Genomic DNA, 22664 nt, shown 5'->3' with positions numbered 1-22664 from the left:
AAAAGTAGGACACCGCCGAACACACATTAACCTCGGCCCTCCAATACACATTGGAGGGCCGAGGCATTTGTGCATCTATGAGCGACTATCGGCCATTTCTATTGACAGAATTAATTCGAAAAGAATGGTCGTGTTCAGTGCAACTGTCGTGATTAGCCGACTCCCGGCTATCCTTCTGCGAGACGGTTGATCAATCAGGAAGGCGACTGTGGCCGAGGACAGACAAGGCAACAGCGACGATCGGCGACATCGCCGGGCCACGGGTGACAATCCGCGTTCCGGAGGGAACAGCGGTCAACGCTCGAGCGCCGACGGTGCACAGCGTTCCGGTAGCGGCGGGTACGCCCGCCGCGGTGGACGCGACCGGCCGAAGCCGCCGCGGTCGGACGGTCCGCGACGAGACTTTCGGGGCGGTAGCGAGAACATCACCACCGGACCGCGGATTCCCAACGAGATCGAAGCCAGGCAACTGGCCCCCGAGATCCGCAGCGAGCTCATCACCCTCGACAAGTCGACCGCCGATGTGGTCGCCCGTCACCTGGTCGCCGCCGGCGAACTCCTTGAGGAGGATCCCGCGGCGGCGCTGGAGCATGCGCGGGCCGCGCGGGCCCGTTCGGGCCGGATCGCCGCGGTGCGTGAGGCCGTCGGGATCGCCGCGTATTACTGCGGTGACTGGGCCCAGGCGCTGGCCGAGCTGCGCGCGGCGCGCAGGATGGGGAGCAAATCCGCGCTGCTGCCGTTGATCGCCGATTGTGAGCGCGGGGTGGGCCGCCCGGAACGTGCCATCGAATTGGCACGCGGTCCCGAAGCCGACGAGCTCACCGGTGACGACGCCGAGGAGTTACGGATGGTCGTCGCCGGGGCACGCTCCGATCTTGGCCAGCATGAGCAGGCGCTCGCCATCCTGTCGAGCCCGCCGTTGGATCCCACAAGGCCCGGGACCACCAATGCGCGGTTGTTCTACGCCACGGCCGAGACCCTGCTGGCCCTCGGCCGGGAAGACGAGGCGGTCCAGGCGTTCATCAATGCCGCGGCGGCCGATGTCGAGGGCGTCACCGACGCCGAAGAACGACTCGCCGAGCTCACCTAGATGGCCTCGCTGGCGCAGCAGCACGATTGCCTGCTCCTGGATCTGGACGGCACCGTCTTTCGCGGGCACGAACCGACACAGGGGGCCGTGGAGAGTCTGGCGGCAGTGCAGTCCCGGGCGCTCTTCGTCACCAACAATGCGTCCCGGTCCGCAGCCCAAGTCGCCGAGCACCTCGGCGAGCTCGGGTTCACCGCCCGCGATGAAGATGTCGTCACCAGCGCCCAGAGTGCGGCACGGTTGGTCGCCGACCAGGTGCCCGCGGGTTCGGCTGTCCTGATCGTCGGGACGGATGCACTGGCCGCCGAGATCGCCGCTGTCGGTCTCGAGCCTGTCCGCACGTTCGCCGCCGATCCCGTCGCTGTCGTCCAGGGGCACAACCCGGACACCGGATGGTCCATTCTTGCCGAGGCCGCCCTGGCCATCCGGGCCGGCGCGCTCTGGGTGGCCGCGAACGTGGATCGCACATTGCCCTCGGAACGCGGTCTGCTGCCCGGTAATGGTTCGATGGTCGCCGCGTTGCGCAGCGCCACCGACACCGAACCCCAGGTCGCCGGAAAGCCGGCACCGAGGCTGATGAAGGACGCACTGGCACGCGGGGATTTCGGCACACCGCTGGTGGTCGGCGACCGTCTCGATACCGATATCGAGGGCGCCAATGCCGCGGGCTTGCCGAGCCTGATGGTCCTGACCGGGGTCAACGACGCCGCCGACATGGTGCGGGCGGCGGCCGGTAGTCGACCTGACTTCCTCGCCGAGGACCTGCGGTCTCTGCATACCGCCGCCGACGACCTGCGCATCGCAGCGCACCCGGCCTGGCAGGTCGATATCGACGGCACGACCGCGACCGTACGGTCCACCGGGGTCGCGACGGCGGACGACCTCAGTATCGTGCGCGCCACTGCCCACGCCGTGTGGTCGGCCTCGGCGCTCGTGATCGAGGCCGGCGATGACACCGCACGGTCGGCGCTGCACCGCTGGTCGCTGTTGGGCTGAGTCCATCGGCTAGCGTGATCAGCGATATGAGTACCGAACCCGAGCAGATCCGCGCCGGTATCGCGGCGCTGCTGGCAGACCTGCCGGATCTCGAATCCGGCGCTCTGGAAGACGCCGATATCGATGCGGTGGCCGTACGCCTGGAAGAGGCGCATGACCTCTTGGTGCGTGCCCTGGAATCCGTGGAGGGCCGAGGCGACGCGAATCGGGGGCTGTGATTCCGATGACGGCGATCCGATGACGCGGCGTGCACGGGTGGATGCCGAGTTGGTCCGTCGGGGGCTGGCGCGTTCGCGCCAACAAGCGGCCGAACTGATCTCCGCCGGCCGGGTCCAGATCGACGGAATGCCTGCCGCCAAGCCGGCCACCACGGTCTCCGTCGACGCCAAACTGACCGTCGCCGCCGACGAACGGGTTTGGGTGTCGCGCGGTGCGCACAAACTGATCGGGGCGCTCGACGCGTTCGGGGTGTCCGTGACCGGTCGGCGCTGCCTGGACGCCGGGGCCTCCACCGGCGGATTCACCGAGGTGCTCCTGGACCGTGGTGCCGCCGAGGTCGTCGCGGCCGATGTCGGATACGGGCAGCTGGCCTGGTCGCTGCGTTCCGATGATCGGGTCCAGGTGCTGGAACGCACCAACGTGCGCTCATTGACACCGGACCTGATCGGCGGACCGGTCGACCTGATCGTCGCCGATCTGTCGTTCATCTCACTGGCCACCGTGCTGCCGGCGCTGACCGCCTGTGCTTCCCCGCAGGCCGATATCGTTCCCATGGTGAAGCCCCAGTTCGAGGTCGGCAAAGACCGGGTGGGTGCCGGAGGGGTGGTCTCCGATCCCGCCCTGCGTGCCGAGGCGGTTCTCGCCGTCGCGCAGCGAGCAGCGCAATTGTATTGGCACGCAGTGGCTGTCACGGCGAGCCCGCTTCCGGGGCCATCCGGCAACGTGGAGTTCTTCCTCCGTCTGCGTACCGGCGACGACGCCGCGTTGACCGGTGCCGATCTCGAACGAACCATCCAGCAAGCGATCGACGAAGGGCCGCAATGACCTCCCAGGAATCGAGCCCGGGCCGCACCATCCTGTTGGTGGTGCACACCGGGCGCGAAGAGGCCACCGAGACCGCCCGCCGGGTGGAGAAGGTGCTCGGTGAGCACGGCATCGCGCTGCGGGTACTGACGGCCGAAGCCGTCGACCGCGGTTCGTTGCACTTGGCGCCGGGGGAGATGCGCGCCCTCGGCGTCGACATCGACGTCGTCGACGCAGACGAGCAGGCCGCCGAGGGGTGCGAGCTGGTCCTTGCCCTCGGCGGTGACGGTACCTTCCTGCGCGCGGCCGAACTTGCCCGCAATGTCGAGATCCCGGTGCTGGGAATCAATCTCGGCCGGATCGGTTTCCTGGCCGAGGCGGAGGCCGACGCAATCGATAAGGTGCTCGATCACGTCATCGCCAAGGATTACCGCGTCGAGCAGCGCATGACACTGGACGTCGCGGTCCGCCAGGACGGTGCGGTGCGTGATCGCGGGTGGGCCCTCAACGAGGCCAGCCTGGAGAAGGGCCCGCGTCTGGGAGTGTTGGGCGTGGTGCTCGAGGTCGACGGGCGCCCGGTATCCCAATTCGGCTGTGACGGTGTGCTGGTATCGACGCCGACGGGTTCGACGGCCTACGCGTTCTCCGCGGGCGGGCCCATTCTGTGGCCGGATCTGGAGTCGATCCTGGTGGTGCCCAACAACGCCCACGCACTGTTCGCCCGCCCGATGGTGACCAGTCCGGATGCGTCCATAGCCATCGAGGTCGAAGCCGGTGGCAATGATGCGATCGCCTATTGCGACGGGAGACGCAAGATGGTGGTGCCCGCCGGGGCACGTCTGGAAGTGACCCGCTGCGGTACGTCGTTGAAGTGGGTCCGCTTGGACAGTGCGCCGTTCACCGATCGGCTGGTGCGCAAGTTCCGGCTGCCGGTCAAGGGATGGCGCGGCCAGTAGTGCTCTCCGAAATCCGAATCGAGTCGCTGGGAGCGATCAGCTCCGCGACCGCAGAGTTCGACCGCGGCCTGACGGTGCTGACCGGTGAGACCGGGGCAGGTAAGACCATGGTGGTCACGGGCTTGCATCTGCTGGGTGGCGCCCGCGCCGATGCCAGCAGGGTGCGCACCGGTGCCGGGCGGGCGGTGGTGGAGGGCCGGTTCAGTACCAGCGAACTCGGTGCCGATGTGGCGGCGCGGATCGACGAGATACTGGAATCGTCCGGCGCCGAGCGCGATGACGACGACAGCGTGATCGCCGCGCGATCGGTCAACCGGGAGGGGCCTTCGCGGGCATACCTCGGCGGGCGCAGCGTGCCGGCCAAGTCGCTGAGCACCTTCACCAACGAACTGTTGGCCCTGCACGGTCAGAACGACCAACTCCGCTTGATGCGCCCCGACGAGCAACGTGGCGCACTGGACCGTTATGCCGATGTCAGCGCGCCGTTACGGCGCTATCGCGCGGCGCGTGAGCAGTGGTTGGCCGCCCGCCGGGACCTGACCGACCGCACCGACCGCGCCCGCGAACTGGCGATGGAGTCGGACCGTCTGACCTTCGGGCTCAACGAGATCGACGCCGTCGACCCGTCGCCGGGTGAGGACGAAGCACTGGTCGCCGATATTCGCCGACTCTCTGAACTCGACGCGCTACGCGATGCAGCGGCGGTGGCGCGGGGTTGGTTGGCGGGCCCGATCGACGATATCGGTGCCGAATCGGCCTCGGCCGCCAACGGTGTGGCTCAGGCAAGAGCCGCGTTGGGTGCCACTGACGACGCCGCGTTGCAGGCGTTGGGCGAGCGGCTCGTCGAGGCGATCGCGGTGATCGGCGACGTCTCCGGTGAGTTGGGCGACTTCCTGGCCGAACTGCCCAGTGATGCCAGCACTTTGGAATCGAAGCTGGCCCGTCAGGCCGAGCTGCGGGGGCTCACGCGGAAGTACGCCCCGGATATCGATGGCGTGCTGGCTTGGGCGGCGGAGTCGCGGACCCGGTTGGCCCAACTCGACGTCTCCGAGGAGGCACTTGCGGGATTGCAGGCCCGCGTGGACGAACTGCATACCGCTGTTGTCGCCGCGGCCGCCGATCTGACCAAAGCCCGTACCCGGGCCGCCAAGGGCCTGGCCAAGGCGGTATCCGCTGAGCTGGCCGGGCTCGCAATGACGGGGGCCGATTTCGGCATCTCGGTCTCTGCGCTGCCCGTTCGCGCCGACGATTCGGCCCCGCTGACATTGGCCGACGGTACGGCCGCGCACGCGGGCCATGACGGGGTCGACGCCGTCGAATTCGGTTTCGCCGCACACAAGGGCACCGAGCTGCTGCCGCTGGCCAAGAGTGCCTCTGGCGGTGAGCTGTCCCGGGTGATGCTCGCTCTGGAAGTGGTGCTTTCGGCCTCCGACGAAGGCACCACGATGGTGTTCGACGAGGTCGACGCCGGTGTGGGCGGACGCGCCGCCGTGCAGATCGGTCGCCGTCTCGCCCGGCTGGCCCGGACCCATCAGGTCATCGTGGTGACCCACCTGCCTCAGGTGGCCGCGTATGCCGACACTCATCTGGTCGTCGAGAGCGGACCCAAGTCCAGCAGGGTCGTTCGGCTGGACGACGAGGAACGGGTGGCCGAGCTGGCGCGCATGCTGGCGGGTCTTGGCGATACCGACAGCGGGCGCGCACATGCCCGCGAGCTCTGGGAGTCCGCCCAGCGCGACCGTACCGAGAGCTGAGTCAGGCGGGGTTGGCCGGCGACAGCTGTGCGGCGCTCCAGTGCAGGGGGCTGACCTCGGAGATCTCGACCGCCTCGATGATGTCGAACTCCACGAAACACTGTGCCCCCGCGGCGCTTTCCCACACGATCTCTGCCGTCCCGGTCAACTGCAAGGTGCTTCCGGTGTCCCAGTCCGGGATCAGCAGACCGACGCTGGGGTTGGTCGCGATGTTGCCGAGAGTCATGAACATCGAGTTGCCCCGATAGTCGGGCCAGCGCAATCGAGTTGGGGAGAGAACCTCCAAGAAGCCGGGATTCCCACCGCGGTGCGAGGCGTCGGCATTGCCTTCGCGGTCTGCGGATCCGATGAAGAACGTGTCTGCTGCGCTGATCCGGCGTCGCATGCCGTCATCGAGGGCATGCGTCCTACGCAGCTCTCGCCGGGTGGGTGGGGCGGATACCGTTTCGATGTGCCTGCGCGAGATGTATTTCGGGCAGTTCGAGTACACCTGATCCGGATGGATGGACAGCCCGGTGCCGGCGGCGGTGGCGATGCCGTTGATGCGCATCCGGTGCCGGGTTTGCGGTTCGATCGCGATCATGCCGACCTGGCGCGCTCGGCCGTCGAGCACTTCATGCAGTGGATCGTCGGGGACGGGCAGCGCCTCGACGGTGACGACGCCGTCGTCGGCGTACATGAATCCGACCGGGCCGGTGACCAGGCCCGCCCATACCCGGCCGGCGTCATCGCTGGCAGCGAGGACGGCCATCGGCTGCTCGCTCAGGAAATCTGCTGCTGCCTCGGGTATCTCGTTGCGCACCATCCTGCTGAGACGCCGCGCGATATCGCTCTGACCGAGTCGGTGCTGTACCGCCAGCTCACCCGCGTGGTAGATGCCCATCGCCGGCCTCAGAAGAATCCGCAGGTGGGTGACTCGCCGTGCGGCGCCGGTGCGCTGTCGGCGCCGTCGGGGGCGAACACCTCCAGGCGGATGCCGTCGGGGTCGGTGAAGAAGATGCCGCCGGAGGACGCGCCTTCACCGTGGGCGACGATCCCGTCATGGGCGAACAGCACGCCGCGCTCCTTGAGTGCCGCTTCCACGGCGCGGACGTCCTCTAGGGTGTCTACCTGAAATGAGAGGTGGTGCAGACCCGCTGTGCGGGTGGAGAATTCGCGATCGCTCTGCTGCCACAGTGTGAGGCGTAGGACGCCGTCGGCGCCGAGGAAAGCGAACTTGCGATCGACCTCGCTGCCGTGGCGCAACAGATCGAAGCCGAACGCGTGCCGGTAGAAGTCGGTGCTCCGGTCGAGGTCGGTGACGTTCAGTCCGATATGTCCCGGACTGAAGGTGGGGGTGCTGGCCATTTCACTCCATTCTAACCGCTGTAGTCACTATTGAAGGTTAGTAACACACGCAACAACGGTCAACCGGTCAAATCTATTTCGAGGGTTAGTCGAGTAGGCTGAGGTATGCGCGATCCCCGTCCGCACGTCGGCGAGCCCCTGGCGCTGGATCTGCTCAACACCAACTGGATGTCCGACGGCGGCGTGCAGGATCTGCTGACCGACGTGGCCGGCCTGCGGTGCTGGCTGGATACGAACGGTTTGGCGGAGCGGTGTGTTGCCGACGAGCCGACGCGCATCGCCCTCGTGCGCACCCGCGACGCGGTGCTGCGTGTCGTCGCCGACGGCGTCACGGATGCGCTCAATGCGATCCTCGACCACGGTCGGATCCGGCGGCGATTGACCCCGGATGGGCCCGCCGACGAGGCCGATGTGCCTGAGTCGGAATGGCTCCCGGGGTGGCTGGTTGCCGATGATCTGCTCCGACTGCTCGCCGGGTCTCCCGATCGGATCAAGCAGTGTGCCCATGAGCACTGCGTGCTGTGGTTCTACGACACGTCGAAGAACGGGACCAGGCGGTGGCATTCGATGACGACGTGCGGTAACCGCGCCAAGGCGGCCCGGCATTATGCGGCCGCGAAGCGAGACTGACACCGTTCTGGTGTTGCAGTTGTGACAAAAGAAAACTACTGGGGCTGATGTTACGGCGCGCCTCCACCTCAACTTGAGGGTTCGAGTCCAGAATCGGCTGCATGAAGATGTCAGCGTTGCTATCGCGTAATGCCAGCTCAAAGCCGGGCGTCATCGGTACGGCCCGCGTTGATCGCGACATCGATCGATTGCTCCGCCGAATCGGCCCGGGAGACATCGCCGTCCTCGACGCGCAGGACCTCGACCGCATCACCGCCGATGCGCTCGTCGAGGCCGAGGTCGCCGGTGTGGTGAACGCCTCGCCGTCGATCTCCGGGCGCTATCCCAATCTGGGGCCCGAGGTGTTGGTCGCCAACGGTATCGTCCTCATCGACGAGGCCGGGCCGGAGATCTTCAAGAAGATCAAGGACGGCGCCAAGATCCGGCTCAACAACGGTGGCGTCTATTCCGGTGACCGCCGCATCGGTGTGGGCTCCGAGCGCACCGATCTGGAGATCCACGAGCTGATGGTGGAGGCCAAGAGCGGTCTGGTCGCGCACCTGGAGGCCTTCGCGGGCAACACCATCGAGTTCATCCGCAGTGAGAGTCCACTGCTGATCGACGGCATGGGCATCCCTGACATCGACGTCGACATGGACCGTCGCCACGTCGTCGTCGTGGCCGAGGGCGCGTCGGCCGCCGATGATCTCAAGGCGCTCAAACCGTTCATCAAGGAGTACCAGCCTGTGCTCGTGGGTGTCGGTGCGGGCGCCGACCTGCTGCGTAAGGCCGGCTACCGCCCGGCCCTCATCGTCGGCGATCCCAGCTCCATCAGCACCGATGCGCTGCGCTGCGGCGCCCAGGTCGTGCTGCCTGCCGACGCCGACGGGCACGCGCCAGGTCTGGAACGCATCCAGGATCTCGGCGTCGGCGCCATGACGTTCCCGGCGGCCGGTTCGGCTGCCGATCTGGCCCTGCTGCTGTGCCATCACCACGGCGCCTCACTCATCGTCACCGCCGGACACAGCGCGACCATCGAGGAGTTCTTCGACCGCTCGCGCCAGCAGAGCAATCCCTCGACGTTCCTGACCAGGCTCAAGGTCGGCGAAAAACTCGTCGATGCCAAGGCGGTCTCCACCCTGTACCGCAGCCGGGTGTCCGGCGGTGCGATCGCGCTGCTGGTACTGGCGATGCTGCTGGCGGTCATCGTGGCGCTGTGGGTAACCCAGGCCGACGCGGCGGTCATCGACTGGGTTGTCGACTACTGGAACCGTTTCCTGCTCTGGGTGCAGGGTCTGGTTTCCTAGCCATCCGCAGTTGACGGGAGCAGATCGTGATTTCTCTTCGCTCACACGCCATCTCGCTGGCCGCCGTGTTCCTGGCGCTAGCTGTCGGGGTGGTCCTTGGATCGGGCCTGTTCGCCGACACCGTGCTCTCGGGCCTGCGCAACGACAAGGCCGAGCTGCGGACGGAAATCGAGACGCTCACCGATGAGAAGAATGAACTCAACGAAAAGCTCAGTGCAGCCGGTGAATTCGATGCGTTGATGGCTCCGCGGATGCTGCGCGACACCTTGCGCGGCACCTCGGTGATGATGTTCCGCACCCCGGATGCCGCGGACGACGATGTCGAGGCGGTCAACCGGATGGTCGCCCAGGGCGGTGGAAGGGTCGCCGGAACCATTACCCTGACACCGCAATTCGTGGACGCAAACTCCTCGGAGAAACTGCTTTCGGTGGTCAACTCACCGATCGTGCCCGTCGGTCGGCAGCTGGCCACCACCTCCGTCGACCAGGGTTCGCAGGCCGGCGACCTGTTGGGTATCGCGGTGTTGTCCGGCAAGGACCAAGCCGTGCCCGACGACCAGCGTGACGTCGTACTGCAGACCCTGCGCGACACCGGATTCATCACCTACGACGGTCAGATCGGCGCCGCCGACACCGCGGTCATCATCACCGGAGGCTCACTCGGCGACGATGCGGGCAACCGGGGTGCCACGGTCGCGAGGTTCGCCGCGGCGCTGGCACCACACGGTGGTGGGACGGTGCTGGCCGGCCGCGACGGCTCGGCGACCGGGACCGCGGCCGTGGCGGTCACCCGATCGGATGCGGCGCTGTCCAACGCGGTGACCACCGTCGACGATATCGGCGCCGAATCCGGGCGGATCACCACCGCGCTGGCCCTCAGTGATCTGTTGCGCGGGAGCCAGCCCGGCCGGTATGGCATCGGCCAGGGTGCGACGTCGGTCACGGTGCCGCAATAGCGCAGGGTTACATCTCGTCGCTTCGCTCGCCCGGGGCTTGATTCCCCGTCGCTTCGCTCGCCGGGGTTACGGCGCGTCAGTATCAGCATGTCCGCGCTGGTGTTAAGGTGAGATTCCGTGGGTCGGCAGGCCCTGAATAGGCCGAAACCTATTCGCCCCATCGCCACGGAGGTTGCACTTGCCCGGCCAGGCCAAACCGTTACGCAAACACCCGCAGACTGCGACCAAACACCTCTTCGTCAGCGGTGGAGTCGCATCGTCGCTGGGTAAGGGCCTCACGGCCAGTAGCCTCGGCCAGCTGCTCACCGCACGCGGTCTGCAGGTGACGATGCAGAAGCTCGATCCCTACCTCAATGTCGATCCGGGCACCATGAACCCGTTCCAGCACGGTGAGGTGTTCGTCACCGAGGACGGCGCCGAGACCGACCTGGACGTCGGCCATTACGAGCGGTTCCTGGACCGGGACCTGTCCGGTTCGGCCAACGTCACCACCGGACAGGTCTACTCGACCGTCATCGCCAAGGAACGCCGCGGCGAGTACCTCGGCGACACGGTTCAGGTCATCCCGCACATCACCGACGAGATCAAGCGCCGCATCCTGGAGATGGCCGAGCCGGACGCTCAGGGCAACCGTCCCGATATCGTCATCACCGAGATCGGTGGCACCGTCGGCGATATCGAGTCGCTGCCGTTCCTGGAGGCCGCCCGGCAGGTCCGCCACGAGGTCGGTCGCGACAACTGCTTCTTCCTGCACGTCTCGCTGGTGCCCTACCTGGCCCCCTCGGGCGAGCTCAAGACCAAGCCCACCCAGCATTCGGTGGCCGCCCTGCGCAGCATCGGCATCAGCCCCGATGCGTTGATCCTGCGCTGCGACCGCGATGTCCCCGAGGGCCTGAAGAACAAGATCGCGCTGATGTGCGATGTCGACATCGACGGCGTCATCTCCACCCCCGACGCCCCGTCGATCTACGACATCCCCAAGGTGCTGCACCGCGAAGAACTGGACGCCTACGTGGTGCGCAAGCTGAACCTGCCCTTCCGCGATGTCGACTGGACGCAGTGGAACGATCTGCTGCAACGTGTCCACGAGCCCCGTGAGACAGTTCGGATTGCGTTGGTGGGCAAGTACATCGACCTCTCCGATGCCTACCTCTCGGTCGCCGAGGCGCTGCGTGCGGGTGGTTTCAAGCATTACGCCAAGGTGCAGATCGAGTGGATCGCCTCCGATGACTGCGAGCTCGACGCCGGTGCGATCGCCGCGCTCGACGGTGTGCACGGTGTGCTGATTCCCGGTGGCTTCGGAATCCGCGGTATCGACGGCAAGATCGGTGCCATCCGATACGCCCGCAAGCGTGGGGTGCCGGTGCTCGGCCTCTGTCTGGGGCTGCAGTGCATCGTCATCGAGGCCGCCCGCTCGGTCGGCCTGACCGAGGCCAGTTCGGCCGAGTTCGATCCGGACACTCCGGATCCGGTGATCGCCACCATGGCCGATCAGCTCGATGCGGTCGCCGGTGACGCCGACCTCGGCGGCACCATGCGGCTGGGGGCCTATCCGGCGGTGCTGCAGCCGGACTCGATCGTGGCGGCGGCCTACGGCGCCACCGAGGTCTCCGAGCGGCACCGGCACCGCTATGAGGTCAACAACACCTACCGCGATCGCATCGCCGAGAGCGGATTGAAGTTCTCCGGGACATCGCCCGACGGGCACCTTGTCGAATTCGTGGAGTACGGCGCCGACGTGCATCCGTTCCTCGTCGGCACGCAAGCCCACCCCGAACTCAAGAGCCGGCCGACCCGGCCCCATCCGTTGTTCGCGGCGTTCATCGGCGCGGCCTTGGATTACAAGGCCGCCGAACGACTTCCGTTGGAGGACGTCGAGCGCAGCAACGGTGTCGAGCACGGTGAGGATGCGGATCAGCCCTCACCCGAGCCGGCGCAGCGTGGCTGAGCACGAGTTCGTCACCCGCGCGAGCGAGACCGCGCATGTCGGCAAGATCCTCGCGCTGCGCATCGACGATGTACAGATGCCCGGGGGACACAGCGCTCGACGCGAAGTGGTCGAACACTTCGGTGCGGTCGCCGTCGTCGCCGTGGACGACGAGGACCGCATCGCGATGGTCTACCAATACCGGCATCCCGTCGGCCGACGGTTGTGGGAACTGCCGGCCGGGCTGCTGGACATGGGTGGTGAGCCCCCCGCGTCGACGGCGGCCCGCGAACTGCACGAGGAAGCCGGCCTGACGGCCGAAAACTGGTCGGTATTGGTCGATATGGTGACCTCGCCGGGCTTCAGCGATGAGAGCGTGCGGGTGTTCCTGGCTTCCGGGTTGTCCGAGATCGGCCGTCCCGAGGCCGCCGATGAAGAGGCCGATCTGCGGCTGGAGTGGGTGCCGCTGGCCGATGCGGTGCAACGTGTCCTCAGTGGTGAAATCGTCAATTCGATTGCCGTTGCCGGGATTCTGGCCGCCCACGCCGCACCCGACCGATCGGCGCTGCGTCCGGTCGATTCGCCGTGGCTGGACCGTCCCAGCGCGTTCGCGGCCAGGCAGGACCACCCGTGACCACCGCGACCGGTGCACTCGACGATCAGGTGCAGGGCTACCTGGACCACCTGGCCATCGAGCGCGGGGTCGCGGCCAACACCATCAGTTCCTACCGGCGCGATCTGCGCCGCTACGCCGAGTACCTGCAGGGGCGCGGCATCGCCGACCTTCGCTCGGTCGGCGAGAACGATGTCAGCGAGTTTCTCGTCGCGCTGCGCAAGGGCGATACCGACCTCGGTGCGGCGCCGCTGTCGGCGGTCTCGGCGGCCAGAGCGTTGGTCGCCGTCCGTGGTCTGCACCGGTTTCTGGCCGTCGAGGGCGTCGTCGAGGTCGATGTCGCGCGCGCGGTGAAGCCACCCACCCCTTCCCGGCGCCTTCCCAAGAGTCTGTCGGTCGACGAGGTGCTGGCGCTTCTGGAAGCTGCCGGTGGTGATCGGGAGGCCGACGGGCCGCTCAGTTTGCGCAACCGGGCGCTGCTGGAGCTGCTGTATTCGACGGGTGCGCGCATCTCCGAAGCCGTCGGCCTGGACGTGGACGATGTCGACACCGAGTACCGGTCGGTGCTGCTGCGCGGCAAGGGCGGTAAGGACCGGCTCGTTCCGGTGGGCCGTCCGGCCGTCAGCGCCCTGGACGCGTATCTGGTGCGGGGCCGCCCGGAGCTGGCCCGGCGAGGGAAGGGCACCCCGGCGATCTTCCTCAACGCCCGCGGCGGCCGGTTGTCCCGGCAGAGCGCCTGGCAGGTGCTCCAGGATGCCGCCGCGGCCGCCGGGATCGCATCGGCGGTATCCCCGCACACCATGCGGCACTCTTTTGCCACCCACCTGCTCGAAGGCGGCGCCGACGTCCGCGTCGTCCAGGAACTGCTGGGGCACGCCTCGGTGACCACCACTCAGATCTACACGCTGGTCACGGTCAGCGCGCTGCGCGAGGTGTGGGCCGGGGCGCACCCGCGGGCCCGCTGAAGTCGCGAGACCGTAGCCAGCGGGTCTGCCGTCACGGCGGGTTGTGCACAGCTAGACTCTGCTGCGATGTTCGCCATGGATGAGTGCCGCCTGACCTCGGTGGCTGCGCCGTGAGCGACGACGTCGGCGGCGGTGGTGGTGGCCTCGACCTCGGCATCGAGCCACAGGTGGAGCTGGGCCTCACCGGACGGCCCGTCCGCGATATCCCGGAACCGGCGCCACGCAATACCCACGGTCCGGCCAAGGTCATCGCCATGTGCAACCAGAAGGGCGGCGTCGGCAAGACGACATCGACCATCAATCTGGGTGCCAGCCTGGCCGAGTACGGCCGGCGGGTGCTGCTGGTCGACCTGGACCCGCAGGGTGCGCTGTCGGCGGGGCTGGGAGTTCCGCACTACGAGTTGGACCACACGGTCCACAACCTGCTGATCGAGCCGCGCGTCTCCATCGACCAGGTGCTGATCAAGACGCGTGTCAGCGGTCTGGACCTGGTGCCCAGCAATATCGATCTGTCCGCGGCCGAGATCCAGTTGGTCAATGAGGTGGGCCGCGAGCAGTCGCTCGCGCGGGCGCTGTACCCGGTGCTCGACCGCTACGACTACGTCCTCATCGACTGCCAGCCGTCGCTGGGTCTGCTCACCGTCAACGGCCTGGCCTGCGCCGACGGCGTCATCATCCCGACCGAATGCGAGTACTTCTCGCTGCGCGGACTGGCGTTGCTGACCGACACCGTGGACAAGGTCCGCGACCGGCTCAACCCCAAACTGGACATCAGCGGCATCCTGGTGACCCGCTATGACCCGCGCACCGTGAACGCGCGCGAAGTGATGGCACGGGTTGTCGAGCGCTTCGGTGATCTGGTCTTCGACACCGTCATCACCCGTACCGTGCGGTTCCCGGAGACCAGCGTCGCCGGTGAGCCGATCACCACATGGGCGCCGAAATCCACTGGGGCAGTGGCGTACCGGTCGTTGGCCCGCGAGGTCATCGCCCGGTTCGGTTCGTGAGCGAGGACACAGCTCCCGCGACCGCCGAGGCGTCCGACACCAGCGAGGCCAAAGCGGGCTTCCAGGTTCGGCTGAGCAATTTCGAGGGCCCCTTCGACCTGCTGTTGCAGTTGATCTTCGGACACCGCCTCGACGTCACCGAGGTGGCGCTGCATCAGGTCACCGACGAGTTCATCGCCTACACCAAGGAGATCGGCCGCCGGCTCGAACTCGAGGAGACCACGGCCTTTCTGGTGATTGCCGCCACACTCCTGGATCTGAAGGCGGCTCGGTTGCTGCCCGCCGGCGAGGTGCACGACGAGGAGGATCTCGCGCTGCTGGAGGTTCGTGATCTCCTGTTCGCCAGACTGCTGCAATACCGCGCGTTCAAACACGTCGCGTTGATGTTCGCCGAGCTGGAGGCCGCGGCGCTGCGCAGTTACCCGCGTTCGGTATCCCTGGAGCCGCGCTTCGAGGAGCTGTTACCCGAGGTCATGATCGGTGTGGACGCCGATCGCTTCGCCCAGATCGCGGCCGCGGCGTTCACCCCGCGGCCGGTGCCGAGCGTGCGGCTGGACCACCTGCACGTGCAGCCGGTATCGGTGCCCGAGCAGGCCATGCGACTGATGGGTCTGCTGGAACAGCGCGGAATCGGGGGTTGGGCGTCCTTCGGTGATCTGGTCGACGGGTGTGACGTGATGCAGATCGTCGGCAGCTTCCTGGCGCTATTGGAGCTCTACCGGGCCAGGGCGGTAACATTCGAGCAAGTAGAACCGCTCGGTGTGCTCCAGGTTTCGTGGACCGGGGATCGGCCAACCAACGAACACCTGGCAGCCGCAGTGGAAGAAGACTGATGACCGACAATGTGACCGACACCGAGCTGGACGCCGCCGATATCGGCGAGCTCGATCCAGTCGACGGCACGGATGCCGAGTCGGAGAACGAATCCCTCGACGATGCCGAACTACGGTCGGTGTTGGAGGCGCTGCTGCTGGTGGTCGACACCCCGGCGTCGCTGGACGCGCTGGCCTCGGCCACCGGGGAGCCTACCGACCGGATCGCCGCCGTCGTGACCCAGCTGGCCGCCGAATTCACCGAGCGGGACAGCGGTATCGACCTACGCGAGGCCGGCGGCGGCTGGCGGATGTACACCCGTGCCCGGTACGCGCCCTATGTGGAGCGGCTACTGCTCGACGGGGCGCGCTCGAAACTGACGCGCGCGGCGTTGGAGACCCTTGCGGTGGTTGCCTACCGACAGCCGGTCACCCGCGCCCGGGTCAGCGCGGTCCGTGGCGTCAATGTCGATGCCGTGATGCGAACGCTGTTGGCGCGCGGTCTGATCACCGAGGCCGGCACCGATTCCGACAGCGGGGCAGTCGCTTTCGCGACCACCGAGCTGTTCCTGGAGCGGCTGGGGCTGTCCTCGTTGGCGGATCTGCCCGATATAGCACCGCTGTTGCCCGATGTCGATGTGATCGACGACCTGAGCGAGAACCTGAACGACGAGCCGCGCTTCGCCAAACTCGGTGGCGCGGCTGCCGTACCCGAGCCGCCCGCCGGCATCGACGTGGACAAGGACTGACATGAACGAGCCGGACGGTGTCCGCTTACAGAAGGTGTTGTCACAAGCCGGGGTTGCCTCCCGGCGAGTGGCCGAACGGATGATCCTCGACGGTCGCGTCGAGGTGGACGGCCGGATCGTCACCGAGCTCGGCACCCGGGTGGACCCCGACAACGCCGATATCCGGGTCGACGGTACCCGCGTCATCGTCAACGAGGATCTGGTCTACCTGGCCATCAACAAGGAGCGCGGCATGCACTCCACGATGTCCGATGACCGGGGCAGGCCGTGTGTCGGCGACCTGGTGGAGCACCGGGTGCGCGGTAACAAGAACCTGTTCCACGTCGGCCGCCTGGACGCCGATACCGAGGGGCTGCTGATCCTGACCAACGACGGTGAGCTGGCGCACCGGCTGATGCATCCGTCCTACGAGGTGCCCAAAACCTATGTCGCCACCGTGATCGGACGCGTGCCGCGCGGATTGGGCAAGAAGTTGCGCGAGGGTGTCGAACTCGACGACGGCCCGGTCACACTCGACGATTTCGCGGTCGTGGACACCCTTCCCGGCAAGACGCTGGTCAAGGTGACCCTGCACGAGGGACGCAAACGCATCGTCCGCCGGACGTTGGCTGCGGTGGGTTTCCCGGTGGAGGCGTTGGTGCGCACCGATATCGGCACGGTGAACCTGGGCGATATGCGCCCCGGCAGCATCCGGGTGTTGACCCGCAAGGAGATCGGCGAGTTGTACAAGGCGGTGGGAATGTGAGCACGGGACCGACGATCGCGCTGGACGGACCGGCCGGCACCGGTAAGTCCTCGGTGTCGCGAGGTTTGGCCCGCGCGATGGGCATGCGCTACCTCAACACCGGAGCGATGTACCGCATCGTGACGCTGGCCGTGCTGCGTGCCGGGGTCGATCTCGGGGATGCCGAGCGGGTGGCAGCGGTCGCGGCCGATGTCGATCTGGCGGTCAGCTATGACCCCGACCACGACGAGGCATTTCTCGGCGGTGAGGATGTCTCGCAGGAGATCCGCGGCGACGAGGTCACCGGTGCGGTGTCGGCCGTCTCGGCGGTACCCGCCGTGCGCACCCATCTGGTTCGGCTGCAGCGGGAGCTGGCCGCCGGTGACGGTGGCGTGGTGGTCGAGGGGCGCGATATCGGGACCGTGGTGCTCACCGACGCGGACGTGAAGATCTTCCTCACCGCCTCGGCCGAGGAACGGGCGCGCCGGCGCAACGTCCAGAACATCGCGGCCGGGCTCGGTGACGACTACGAGGCCGTGTTGGCCGATGTGCAGCGCCGCGACCATCTGGATTCGACGCGGGCGGTGTCACCGCTGCGTCCGGCCGAGGACGCCGTGATCGTGGACACCAGCGATATGGACGAGGCCGCCGTGGTGGCCCACCTGCAGGACCTTGTGGCACAACGGGTGGGAGCGCACCGATGACCGAGGACGGTACGTGGAACGACGAAAGCGACTGGGATTCGGTCGTTTTCGAAGAAGGCGCGGACGAAGAAGAATCGGCACCGCCCCCGGTGGTGGCCGTGGTGGGCCGGCCCAACGTGGGTAAGTCCACGCTGGTGAACCGGATCTTGGGCCGCCGCGAGGCTGTCGTGCAGGACATCCCCGGGGTGACCCGTGACCGGGTGTCCTACGACGCGAGTTGGTCGGGCCGACGGTTCGTCGTGCAGGACACCGGCGGCTGGGAACCCGACGCCAAGGGGTTGCAGCAGAAGGTCGCCGAGCAGGCGGCGATCGCGATGCAGACCGCCGACGCCATCATCATGGTCGTCGATACGACCACCGGGGCCACCTCGGCCGATGAGGCGGCCGCCAAGAAACTGCAGCGTTCGGGCAAGCCGGTCTACCTGGCCGCCAACAAGGTCGACAACGAACGCGGTGAGGCCGACGCGGCCGCACTGTGGTCGATGGGTCTGGGGGAGCCGCACCCGATCAGCGCGATGCACGGTCGTGGCGTGGCCGACCTGCTGGACGCGGTGCTGGCCAAGCTGCCCGAGGTGTCCGAGGTGAGCGGCGGCGGCCCGGGTGGACCGCGGCGCGTCGCGCTGGTGGGCAAGCCCAACGTGGGCAAGAGCTCGCTGCTGAACCGGTTGGCCGGTGACGAGCGTTCGGTGGTCCACGATATTGCGGGCACCACCGTCGACCCGGTGGACTCGCTGATCGAATTGGACGGAAAGCCTTGGCGTTTCGTCGACACCGCTGGTTTGCGACGCAAGGTCGGTCAGGCCAGCGGTCACGAGTTCTATGCCTCGGTGCGCACCCACAGCGCCATCGATTCCGCCGAGGTGGCCATCGTGCTCGTCGACGGATCGGTGCCGCTGACCGAACAGGACCTGCGGGTGCTGACCATGGTTATCGAGGCAGGCCGGGCGCTGGTACTGGTCTTCAACAAATGGGATCTGGTCGACGAAGACCGGCGCTACCTGCTGGACAAGGAGATCGACCGGGAACTGGTGCAGATCCAATGGGCACCGCGGGTCAACATCTCGGCCAAGACCGGCCGCGCCGTGCAGAAGTTGGTGCCTGCCCTGGAGACGGCGCTGCGGTCCTGGGACATGCGCATCCCGACCGGCCGACTCAACACGTTCTTCAAGGAGATCGTCGCCGCGACGCCGCCGCCGGTGCGCGGCGGTAAGCAGCCCCGCATCCTGTTCGCGACGCAGGCGGCCTCACGCCCGCCGACCTTCGTCTTGTTCACCAGCGGATTCTTGGAGGCCGGTTATCGCCGGTTCCTGGAGCGCAAGCTGCGCGAGACGTTCGGATTCGAGGGCAGCCCGATCCGGATCAACGTGCGGGTGCGCGAGAAGCGCGGAGCCAAGGCCGGCGGAGCGAGGCGCTAGCCGAGCGACCCAACAGCACGGAGCGAGGCGCTAGCCGAGCGACCCAACAGCACGGAGCGAGGCGCTAGCCGAGCGACCCAGCGGCAGAAGGGCGCCGGAGCACCTGGGTAGGGTGGCCGAAGTGTCGACGACCCACATGATCCTCATTGCCCTGGCCGGAGTGGGAGCCGGTGCGATCAACGCGATCGTCGGTTCCGGCACGTTGATCACCTTCCCGACCCTGGTGGCGCTTGGCTTTCCGCCGGTGACCGCGACCATGTCCAACGCCGTCGGCCTGGTCGCCGGTGGGGTGTCGGGCACCTGGGGGTATCGACGCGAGCTGCGCGGGCAGTGGAACCGGTTGCGTTGGCAGATCCCGGCCTCGCTGGTGGGTGCCGGCTGCGGGGCGTGGCTGCTGCTGCACCTGCCGGAGAAGGTGTTCCAACAGGTCGTGCCTGTGCTGCTGGTGCTGGCGCTGGTGCTGGTGGTCGTCGGCCCGCGTATCCAGGCCTGGGCGCGCCGCCGTGCCGAGGCCCAGGGACAGTCGGTGCACGACATCAGCGTGGGCCGGATGGCGGCGCTGATCACCGGGACCTTCATCGTCGGGATCTACGGCGGCTACTTCACCGCCGCCCAGGGCATCCTGCTGATCGCGGTGATGGGTGCGCTGCTGCCCGAGGACATGCAGCGCATGAATGCCGCCAAGAACCTGTTGTCGCTGCTGGTCAACATCGTTGCGGCGGTGGCGTACACGGTGGTCGCCTTCGACCGGATCAGCTGGGCTGCGGCCGGCCTGATCGCCATCGGGTCGCTGATCGGCGGTTTCCTGGGCGCACACTACGGCCGACGGCTGTCTCCCGGGGCGCTGCGCGCGGTGATCGTCGTGGTGGGATTGATCGGGCTGTATCGATTGTTGACCGTGTAGGCTGACTCCGGTTTGCGGCTCACGAAGGGACTGTTCAGATGGCTGATCGCGTGTTCATCACGCCGTCGCCGTCGGACGCGTTCGCCCTCGAGCCGTTCTGGCCTTCCCGCCGGTTGATGGCGTTCGACGAATGGTGTTGTCCGCGTCCCTGACGCGTCCCATTCGTCGCGGTCCCCGTGTGCGGTGACCACCATCCCCGAGAGCAGCCATGCGTTCGCTTCTGATCTTCACCCTTGTCGGTGCCGGTGCCCAACTCGTCGACGGCGCGCTGGGAATGGCCTTCGGTGTCACCGCCACCACGCTGCTGGTGCTCTCCGGGGTGGGCGCGGCCCAGGCCAGTGCCGCGGTGCACCTGGCCGAGGTGGGCACGACGTTCGCTTCCGGTCTGTCGCACTGGAAGTTCAAGAACATCGACTGGAAGTTGGTCGGCAAGCTCGGCGGGCCCGGCGCGGTGGGTGCCTTCCTGGGGGCGACCGTGCTGTCCTCGTTGTCCACCGAGCATGCGACCCCGCTGATGGCGGCCATCCTGGTGGGTATCGGGGTGTACGTGCTGTTGCGGTTCTCGCTGCGCACACCGCTGACCTTTGGTGCCAAGGGCACCAGTCACAGCGTCAAGTTCCTTGCCCCGCTGGGTCTTTTCGGTGGGTTCATCGACGCCTCCGGCGGTGGTGGCTGGGGACCGGTGACCACCAGCACGCTGCTGTCGCAGGGCAAGACCGCGCCGCGCACCGTCATCGGTTCGGTCAGTGCCTCGGAGTTCCTGGTCGCGGTCTCGGCGTCGCTGGGCTTCCTGATCGGTCTGCGTCAGGAGTTCCTGGACAACTGGCCGGTGGTGGTCGGTCTCATGGTCGGCGGTGTGATCGCCGCGCCGTTCGCGGCGTGGTTGGTCACCAAGGTCAGCCCGGCGCTGCTGGGCTCCGCCGTGGGCGGTGTCATCGTGCTGACCAACAGCCAGAAGTTGGTGCACTTCTTCGACGTGCAGTGGCCGTGGTCGACAGCGATCTACTCGGTCATCGTGGTGGTGTGGGCGACGTTGGTGTTTTACGCGTGGCGGGTGTCGCGCGCACCGAAGTTCGCACCGATCGAGGCCGACGAGGCCGCATCAGACGTCGCGTCAGAAACGGTCCCGCGCTGACTCCTGCTCCAACACCGCCTCGATATCGCCGAGTCGATCCATCGACGACACCGCCCGCCGGGTCCGCATGTTCTTGGCCAGCCGGTCGCGGTGGCGGTGGGTGAAGGACCAGTAGCCGGCGGTGAAGGGGCAGGCATCGTCGCCGACGCGTTTCTTCGGGTCGTAGGCACAGTCGCCGCAGTGGTCGCTCATCTTGTTGATGTAGGCGCCGCCTGATGTGTAGGGCTTGGTCGCCAGCAGGCCTGCGTCGGCGTGCTGGCTCATGCCGATGACGTTGGTGGGCATGACCCAGCGGAAGCCGTCGACGTAGGCGGTGGCGAACCAGTCGGTGAGCTCGTCGGGCCGGTATCCGCGCTGCAGCGCGTGGCTGCCCAGGATCATCAGCCGCTGGATGTGATGGTTCCAGCCGCGGTCGCGCAGCCCTTCCAGCGCGGAGTGGAGGCAGGCGGCGGTGACGGCGTCGGCATCCAGGTCGGCCCACCAGTCGGGTAACCGGGTGTGGGCCTCGAGTTCGTTGTTGGCGGTGTAGTCCGGGCCGAAGTGCCAGTACAGATGCCACATGTATTCACGCCAGCCCAGGATCTGGCGGATGAAGCCCTCGACGGCGGCCAGCGGCGCGTCGCCGTCGCGGTAGGCCCGCTCGGCGGCCTCGACAGCATCCAGGGGGTGCAGCACGCCGAGATTGAGGGGGACCGACAGCAGCGAATGCGACATCGCCCAGTCCTGGCTCATCATGGCGTCCTCGTAGCGGCCGAAAGCCGGCAGCCGGTGTTCGATGAATCTCTTCAGTGCGCGTCGCGCTTCTGTCGGGGTGACGGCGAAGAGGCGGGGACCGTCGTTGCCGATGGTGTCGAGGTCGAGGGCATCGAGGTCGCGGCGGACCTGGGCGTCGATATCGTCCTCGCGCGGTTGGTAGGGCGCCGGGACGTCGAGGGTGCGCTGTTTTTTCGGCGGCGGCTCGCGGTTGTCCTCGTCGTAGTTCCACCGGCTGCCGACGGGGTCTTTGCCCTCCATCAGGACGTCGAAGCGGCGACGTTGGTCGCGGTAGAAGTCCTCCATGCGGAAGCGGGTGCGCTCACCGGCCCAGCTCTGGAAGTCCTTGCGCGGCAGCGCGAAGGTCGGTGTCGGCAGGACCTCGGTGACCAGGCCCTGCTTCTGCAGGCGGTGGACGAACTTCTCGGCGGCGTGCGAGGTGGGTTCGTGGACCAGGACGGGCGTGTTGAAGTTCTTCAGCGCCTCGGTGTAGCTGTCGGCCTTGATCAGGGTGGCGCGGTCGCCGAGGTCGTGGGCGGCATGGCGCAGCGCCGAGAGCACCAGGTGCAGCTTCTGGCGGTGGTAGCGGCGCTTGCCCAAGGCCGCGGTGGACTCGATGAGCAGCACCTCGCGGTGGGCGTGCTCACCGCCGTAGACGGCCGGCCCGAGCTGGTCGGCGAACAGCCACAGGGGAGTGTCGTCACGGGTGTCTGGCACCACTGATCAGTACCCAGATCCGTGAGGGATGACGCGGTTGGGATTTGAGTGGGGGCCTGAGGTAGAGTTTCGCTCGCCTACCGGCGATCCCGGAAGGCACTCGGGCTGTGGCGCAGCTTGGTAGCGCACTTGACTGGGGGTCAAGTGGTCGCAGGTTCAAATCCTGTCAGCCCGACCAAGAAAACCCGCTCTGACCTCGGTCGG

23 protein-coding genes and 1 tRNA gene are annotated in these 22664 nt (G+C 67.3%); 21 read left to right on the top strand and 3 right to left on the bottom strand.

Going from position 1 to position 22664, the window contains the following annotated elements:
• Positions 1-208: 208 nt before the first annotated feature.
• From IC40_RS0125515 to recN, 6 genes are read left to right on the top strand one after another with little or no spacing between them, the layout of a single operon-like run.
• The gene (locus IC40_RS0125515; protein ID WP_081843549.1) at positions 209-1090 is read left to right on the top strand and encodes a tetratricopeptide repeat protein; all 882 of its coding nucleotides are present in this window, start codon (positions 209-211) and stop codon (positions 1088-1090) included.
• Positions 1091-2083, top strand: coding sequence for an HAD-IIA family hydrolase (locus tag IC40_RS0125510; protein ID WP_030137491.1), 993 nt, complete (start codon positions 1091-1093; stop codon positions 2081-2083). It abuts the gene before it with no gap.
• A gap of 26 nt (positions 2084-2109) precedes the next feature.
• Entirely contained in the window at positions 2110-2301 is a 192-nt protein-coding gene (locus IC40_RS0125505) for a hypothetical protein (protein ID WP_030137490.1), read from the top strand.
• Positions 2302-2320: 19 nt separating this feature from the next.
• Positions 2321-3127: a TlyA family RNA methyltransferase gene (locus tag IC40_RS0125500; RefSeq protein WP_030137489.1), complete on the top strand. Its 807-nt coding sequence runs from the start codon at positions 2321-2323 to the stop codon at positions 3125-3127.
• Positions 3124-4062 carry an NAD kinase gene (locus tag IC40_RS0125495; RefSeq protein WP_030137488.1) on the top strand — a complete coding sequence of 313 codons (939 nt, stop codon included), beginning with the start codon at positions 3124-3126 and terminating at the stop codon, positions 4060-4062. The genes IC40_RS0125500 and IC40_RS0125495 overlap by 4 nt, the downstream gene beginning before the upstream one ends.
• Positions 4062-5816: a DNA repair protein RecN gene (gene recN / locus IC40_RS0125490; RefSeq protein WP_030137487.1), complete on the top strand. Its 1755-nt coding sequence runs from the start codon at positions 4062-4064 to the stop codon at positions 5814-5816. The genes IC40_RS0125495 and recN overlap by 1 nt, the downstream gene beginning before the upstream one ends.
• Before the next feature lies 1 nt (position 5817).
• Here the strand turns inward: recN and IC40_RS0125485 are convergent, their stop codons facing one another.
• Entirely contained in the window at positions 5818-6699 is an 882-nt protein-coding gene (locus IC40_RS0125485) for a pyridoxamine 5'-phosphate oxidase family protein (RefSeq protein WP_030137486.1), read from the bottom strand.
• Positions 6700-6707: 8 nt separating this feature from the next.
• On the bottom strand, positions 6708-7163 hold the full coding sequence (locus IC40_RS0125480) for a VOC family protein (protein WP_030137485.1): 456 nt from the start codon (positions 7161-7163) through the stop codon (positions 6708-6710).
• A gap of 105 nt (positions 7164-7268) precedes the next feature.
• On the opposite strand from IC40_RS0125480, the gene IC40_RS0125475 reads away from it, so the two are divergent.
• The 14 genes from IC40_RS0125475 to IC40_RS0125410 all read left to right on the top strand — a co-directional run bounded on the left by IC40_RS0125475 (position 7269) and on the right by IC40_RS0125410 (position 20990).
• Entirely contained in the window at positions 7269-7793 is a 525-nt protein-coding gene (locus IC40_RS0125475) for a CGNR zinc finger domain-containing protein (protein ID WP_030137484.1), read from the top strand.
• A 101-nt stretch (positions 7794-7894) separates the two neighbouring features.
• Entirely contained in the window at positions 7895-9079 is a 1185-nt protein-coding gene (steA, locus tag IC40_RS0125470; protein ID WP_030137483.1) for a putative cytokinetic ring protein SteA, read from the top strand.
• 26 nt (positions 9080-9105) lie between these two features.
• Complete coding sequence (locus IC40_RS0125465; protein ID WP_030137482.1) at positions 9106-10035, top strand: copper transporter; 930 nt, start codon at positions 9106-9108, stop codon at positions 10033-10035.
• Positions 10036-10213: 178 nt separating this feature from the next.
• The gene (locus tag IC40_RS0125460; protein WP_030137481.1) at positions 10214-11983 is read left to right on the top strand and encodes a CTP synthase; all 1770 of its coding nucleotides are present in this window, start codon (positions 10214-10216) and stop codon (positions 11981-11983) included.
• Entirely contained in the window at positions 11976-12596 is a 621-nt protein-coding gene (locus tag IC40_RS0125455; RefSeq protein ID WP_030137480.1) for an NUDIX domain-containing protein, read from the top strand. Before IC40_RS0125460 ends, IC40_RS0125455 begins: the two co-directional genes overlap by 8 nt.
• Positions 12593-13540, top strand: a complete 948-nt coding sequence (gene xerD / locus IC40_RS0125450) for a site-specific tyrosine recombinase XerD (RefSeq protein ID WP_030137479.1) — start codon at positions 12593-12595, stop codon at positions 13538-13540. The genes IC40_RS0125455 and xerD overlap by 4 nt, the downstream gene beginning before the upstream one ends.
• A gap of 110 nt (positions 13541-13650) precedes the next feature.
• Complete coding sequence (locus tag IC40_RS0125445; RefSeq protein ID WP_411431661.1) at positions 13651-14547, top strand: ParA family protein; 897 nt, start codon at positions 13651-13653, stop codon at positions 14545-14547.
• On the top strand, positions 14544-15380 hold the full coding sequence (locus tag IC40_RS0125440) for a segregation/condensation protein A (RefSeq protein ID WP_030137477.1): 837 nt from the start codon (positions 14544-14546) through the stop codon (positions 15378-15380). The genes IC40_RS0125445 and IC40_RS0125440 overlap by 4 nt, the downstream gene beginning before the upstream one ends.
• The gene (gene scpB / locus IC40_RS0125435) at positions 15380-16108 is read left to right on the top strand and encodes an SMC-Scp complex subunit ScpB (protein WP_030137476.1); all 729 of its coding nucleotides are present in this window, start codon (positions 15380-15382) and stop codon (positions 16106-16108) included. Before IC40_RS0125440 ends, scpB begins: the two co-directional genes overlap by 1 nt.
• Position 16109: 1 nt before the next feature.
• Positions 16110-16853: a pseudouridine synthase gene (locus IC40_RS0125430; RefSeq protein WP_030137475.1), complete on the top strand. Its 744-nt coding sequence runs from the start codon at positions 16110-16112 to the stop codon at positions 16851-16853.
• On the top strand, positions 16850-17536 hold the full coding sequence (gene cmk / locus IC40_RS0125425) for a (d)CMP kinase (protein ID WP_030137474.1): 687 nt from the start codon (positions 16850-16852) through the stop codon (positions 17534-17536). The genes IC40_RS0125430 and cmk overlap by 4 nt, the downstream gene beginning before the upstream one ends.
• Positions 17533-18951, top strand: coding sequence for a ribosome biogenesis GTPase Der (gene der, locus IC40_RS0125420; RefSeq protein ID WP_030137473.1), 1419 nt, complete (start codon positions 17533-17535; stop codon positions 18949-18951). Before cmk ends, der begins: the two co-directional genes overlap by 4 nt.
• 136 nt (positions 18952-19087) lie before the next feature.
• Positions 19088-19855 (top strand): sulfite exporter TauE/SafE family protein, encoded by a 768-nt coding sequence (locus IC40_RS0125415; RefSeq protein WP_030137472.1) that lies wholly within the window; start codon positions 19088-19090, stop codon positions 19853-19855.
• Between the two features lie 208 nt (positions 19856-20063).
• Positions 20064-20990 carry a sulfite exporter TauE/SafE family protein gene (locus IC40_RS0125410; RefSeq protein WP_030137471.1) on the top strand — a complete coding sequence of 309 codons (927 nt, stop codon included), beginning with the start codon at positions 20064-20066 and terminating at the stop codon, positions 20988-20990.
• Here the strand turns inward: IC40_RS0125410 and IC40_RS0125405 are convergent.
• Complete coding sequence (locus IC40_RS0125405) at positions 20970-22463, bottom strand: cryptochrome/photolyase family protein (RefSeq protein ID WP_030137470.1); 1494 nt, start codon at positions 22461-22463, stop codon at positions 20970-20972. The two genes, IC40_RS0125410 and IC40_RS0125405, sit on opposite strands and share 21 nt — an antisense overlap.
• A gap of 98 nt (positions 22464-22561) precedes the next feature.
• On the opposite strand from IC40_RS0125405, the gene IC40_RS0125400 reads away from it, so the two are divergent.
• Positions 22562-22638 (top strand) — tRNA-Pro (locus tag IC40_RS0125400).
• The last annotated feature ends 26 nt before the right edge of the window (positions 22639-22664 follow it).

It is taken from the genome of Mycolicibacterium neoaurum ATCC 25795 (assembly GCF_000691525.1).
Taxonomy (GTDB): Bacteria; Actinomycetota; Actinomycetes; order Mycobacteriales; family Mycobacteriaceae; genus Mycobacterium; species Mycobacterium neoaurum.
The sequence above is the reverse complement of the archived record's forward strand: the minus strand, read 5'-3'. Positions and strand labels throughout refer to the sequence as shown.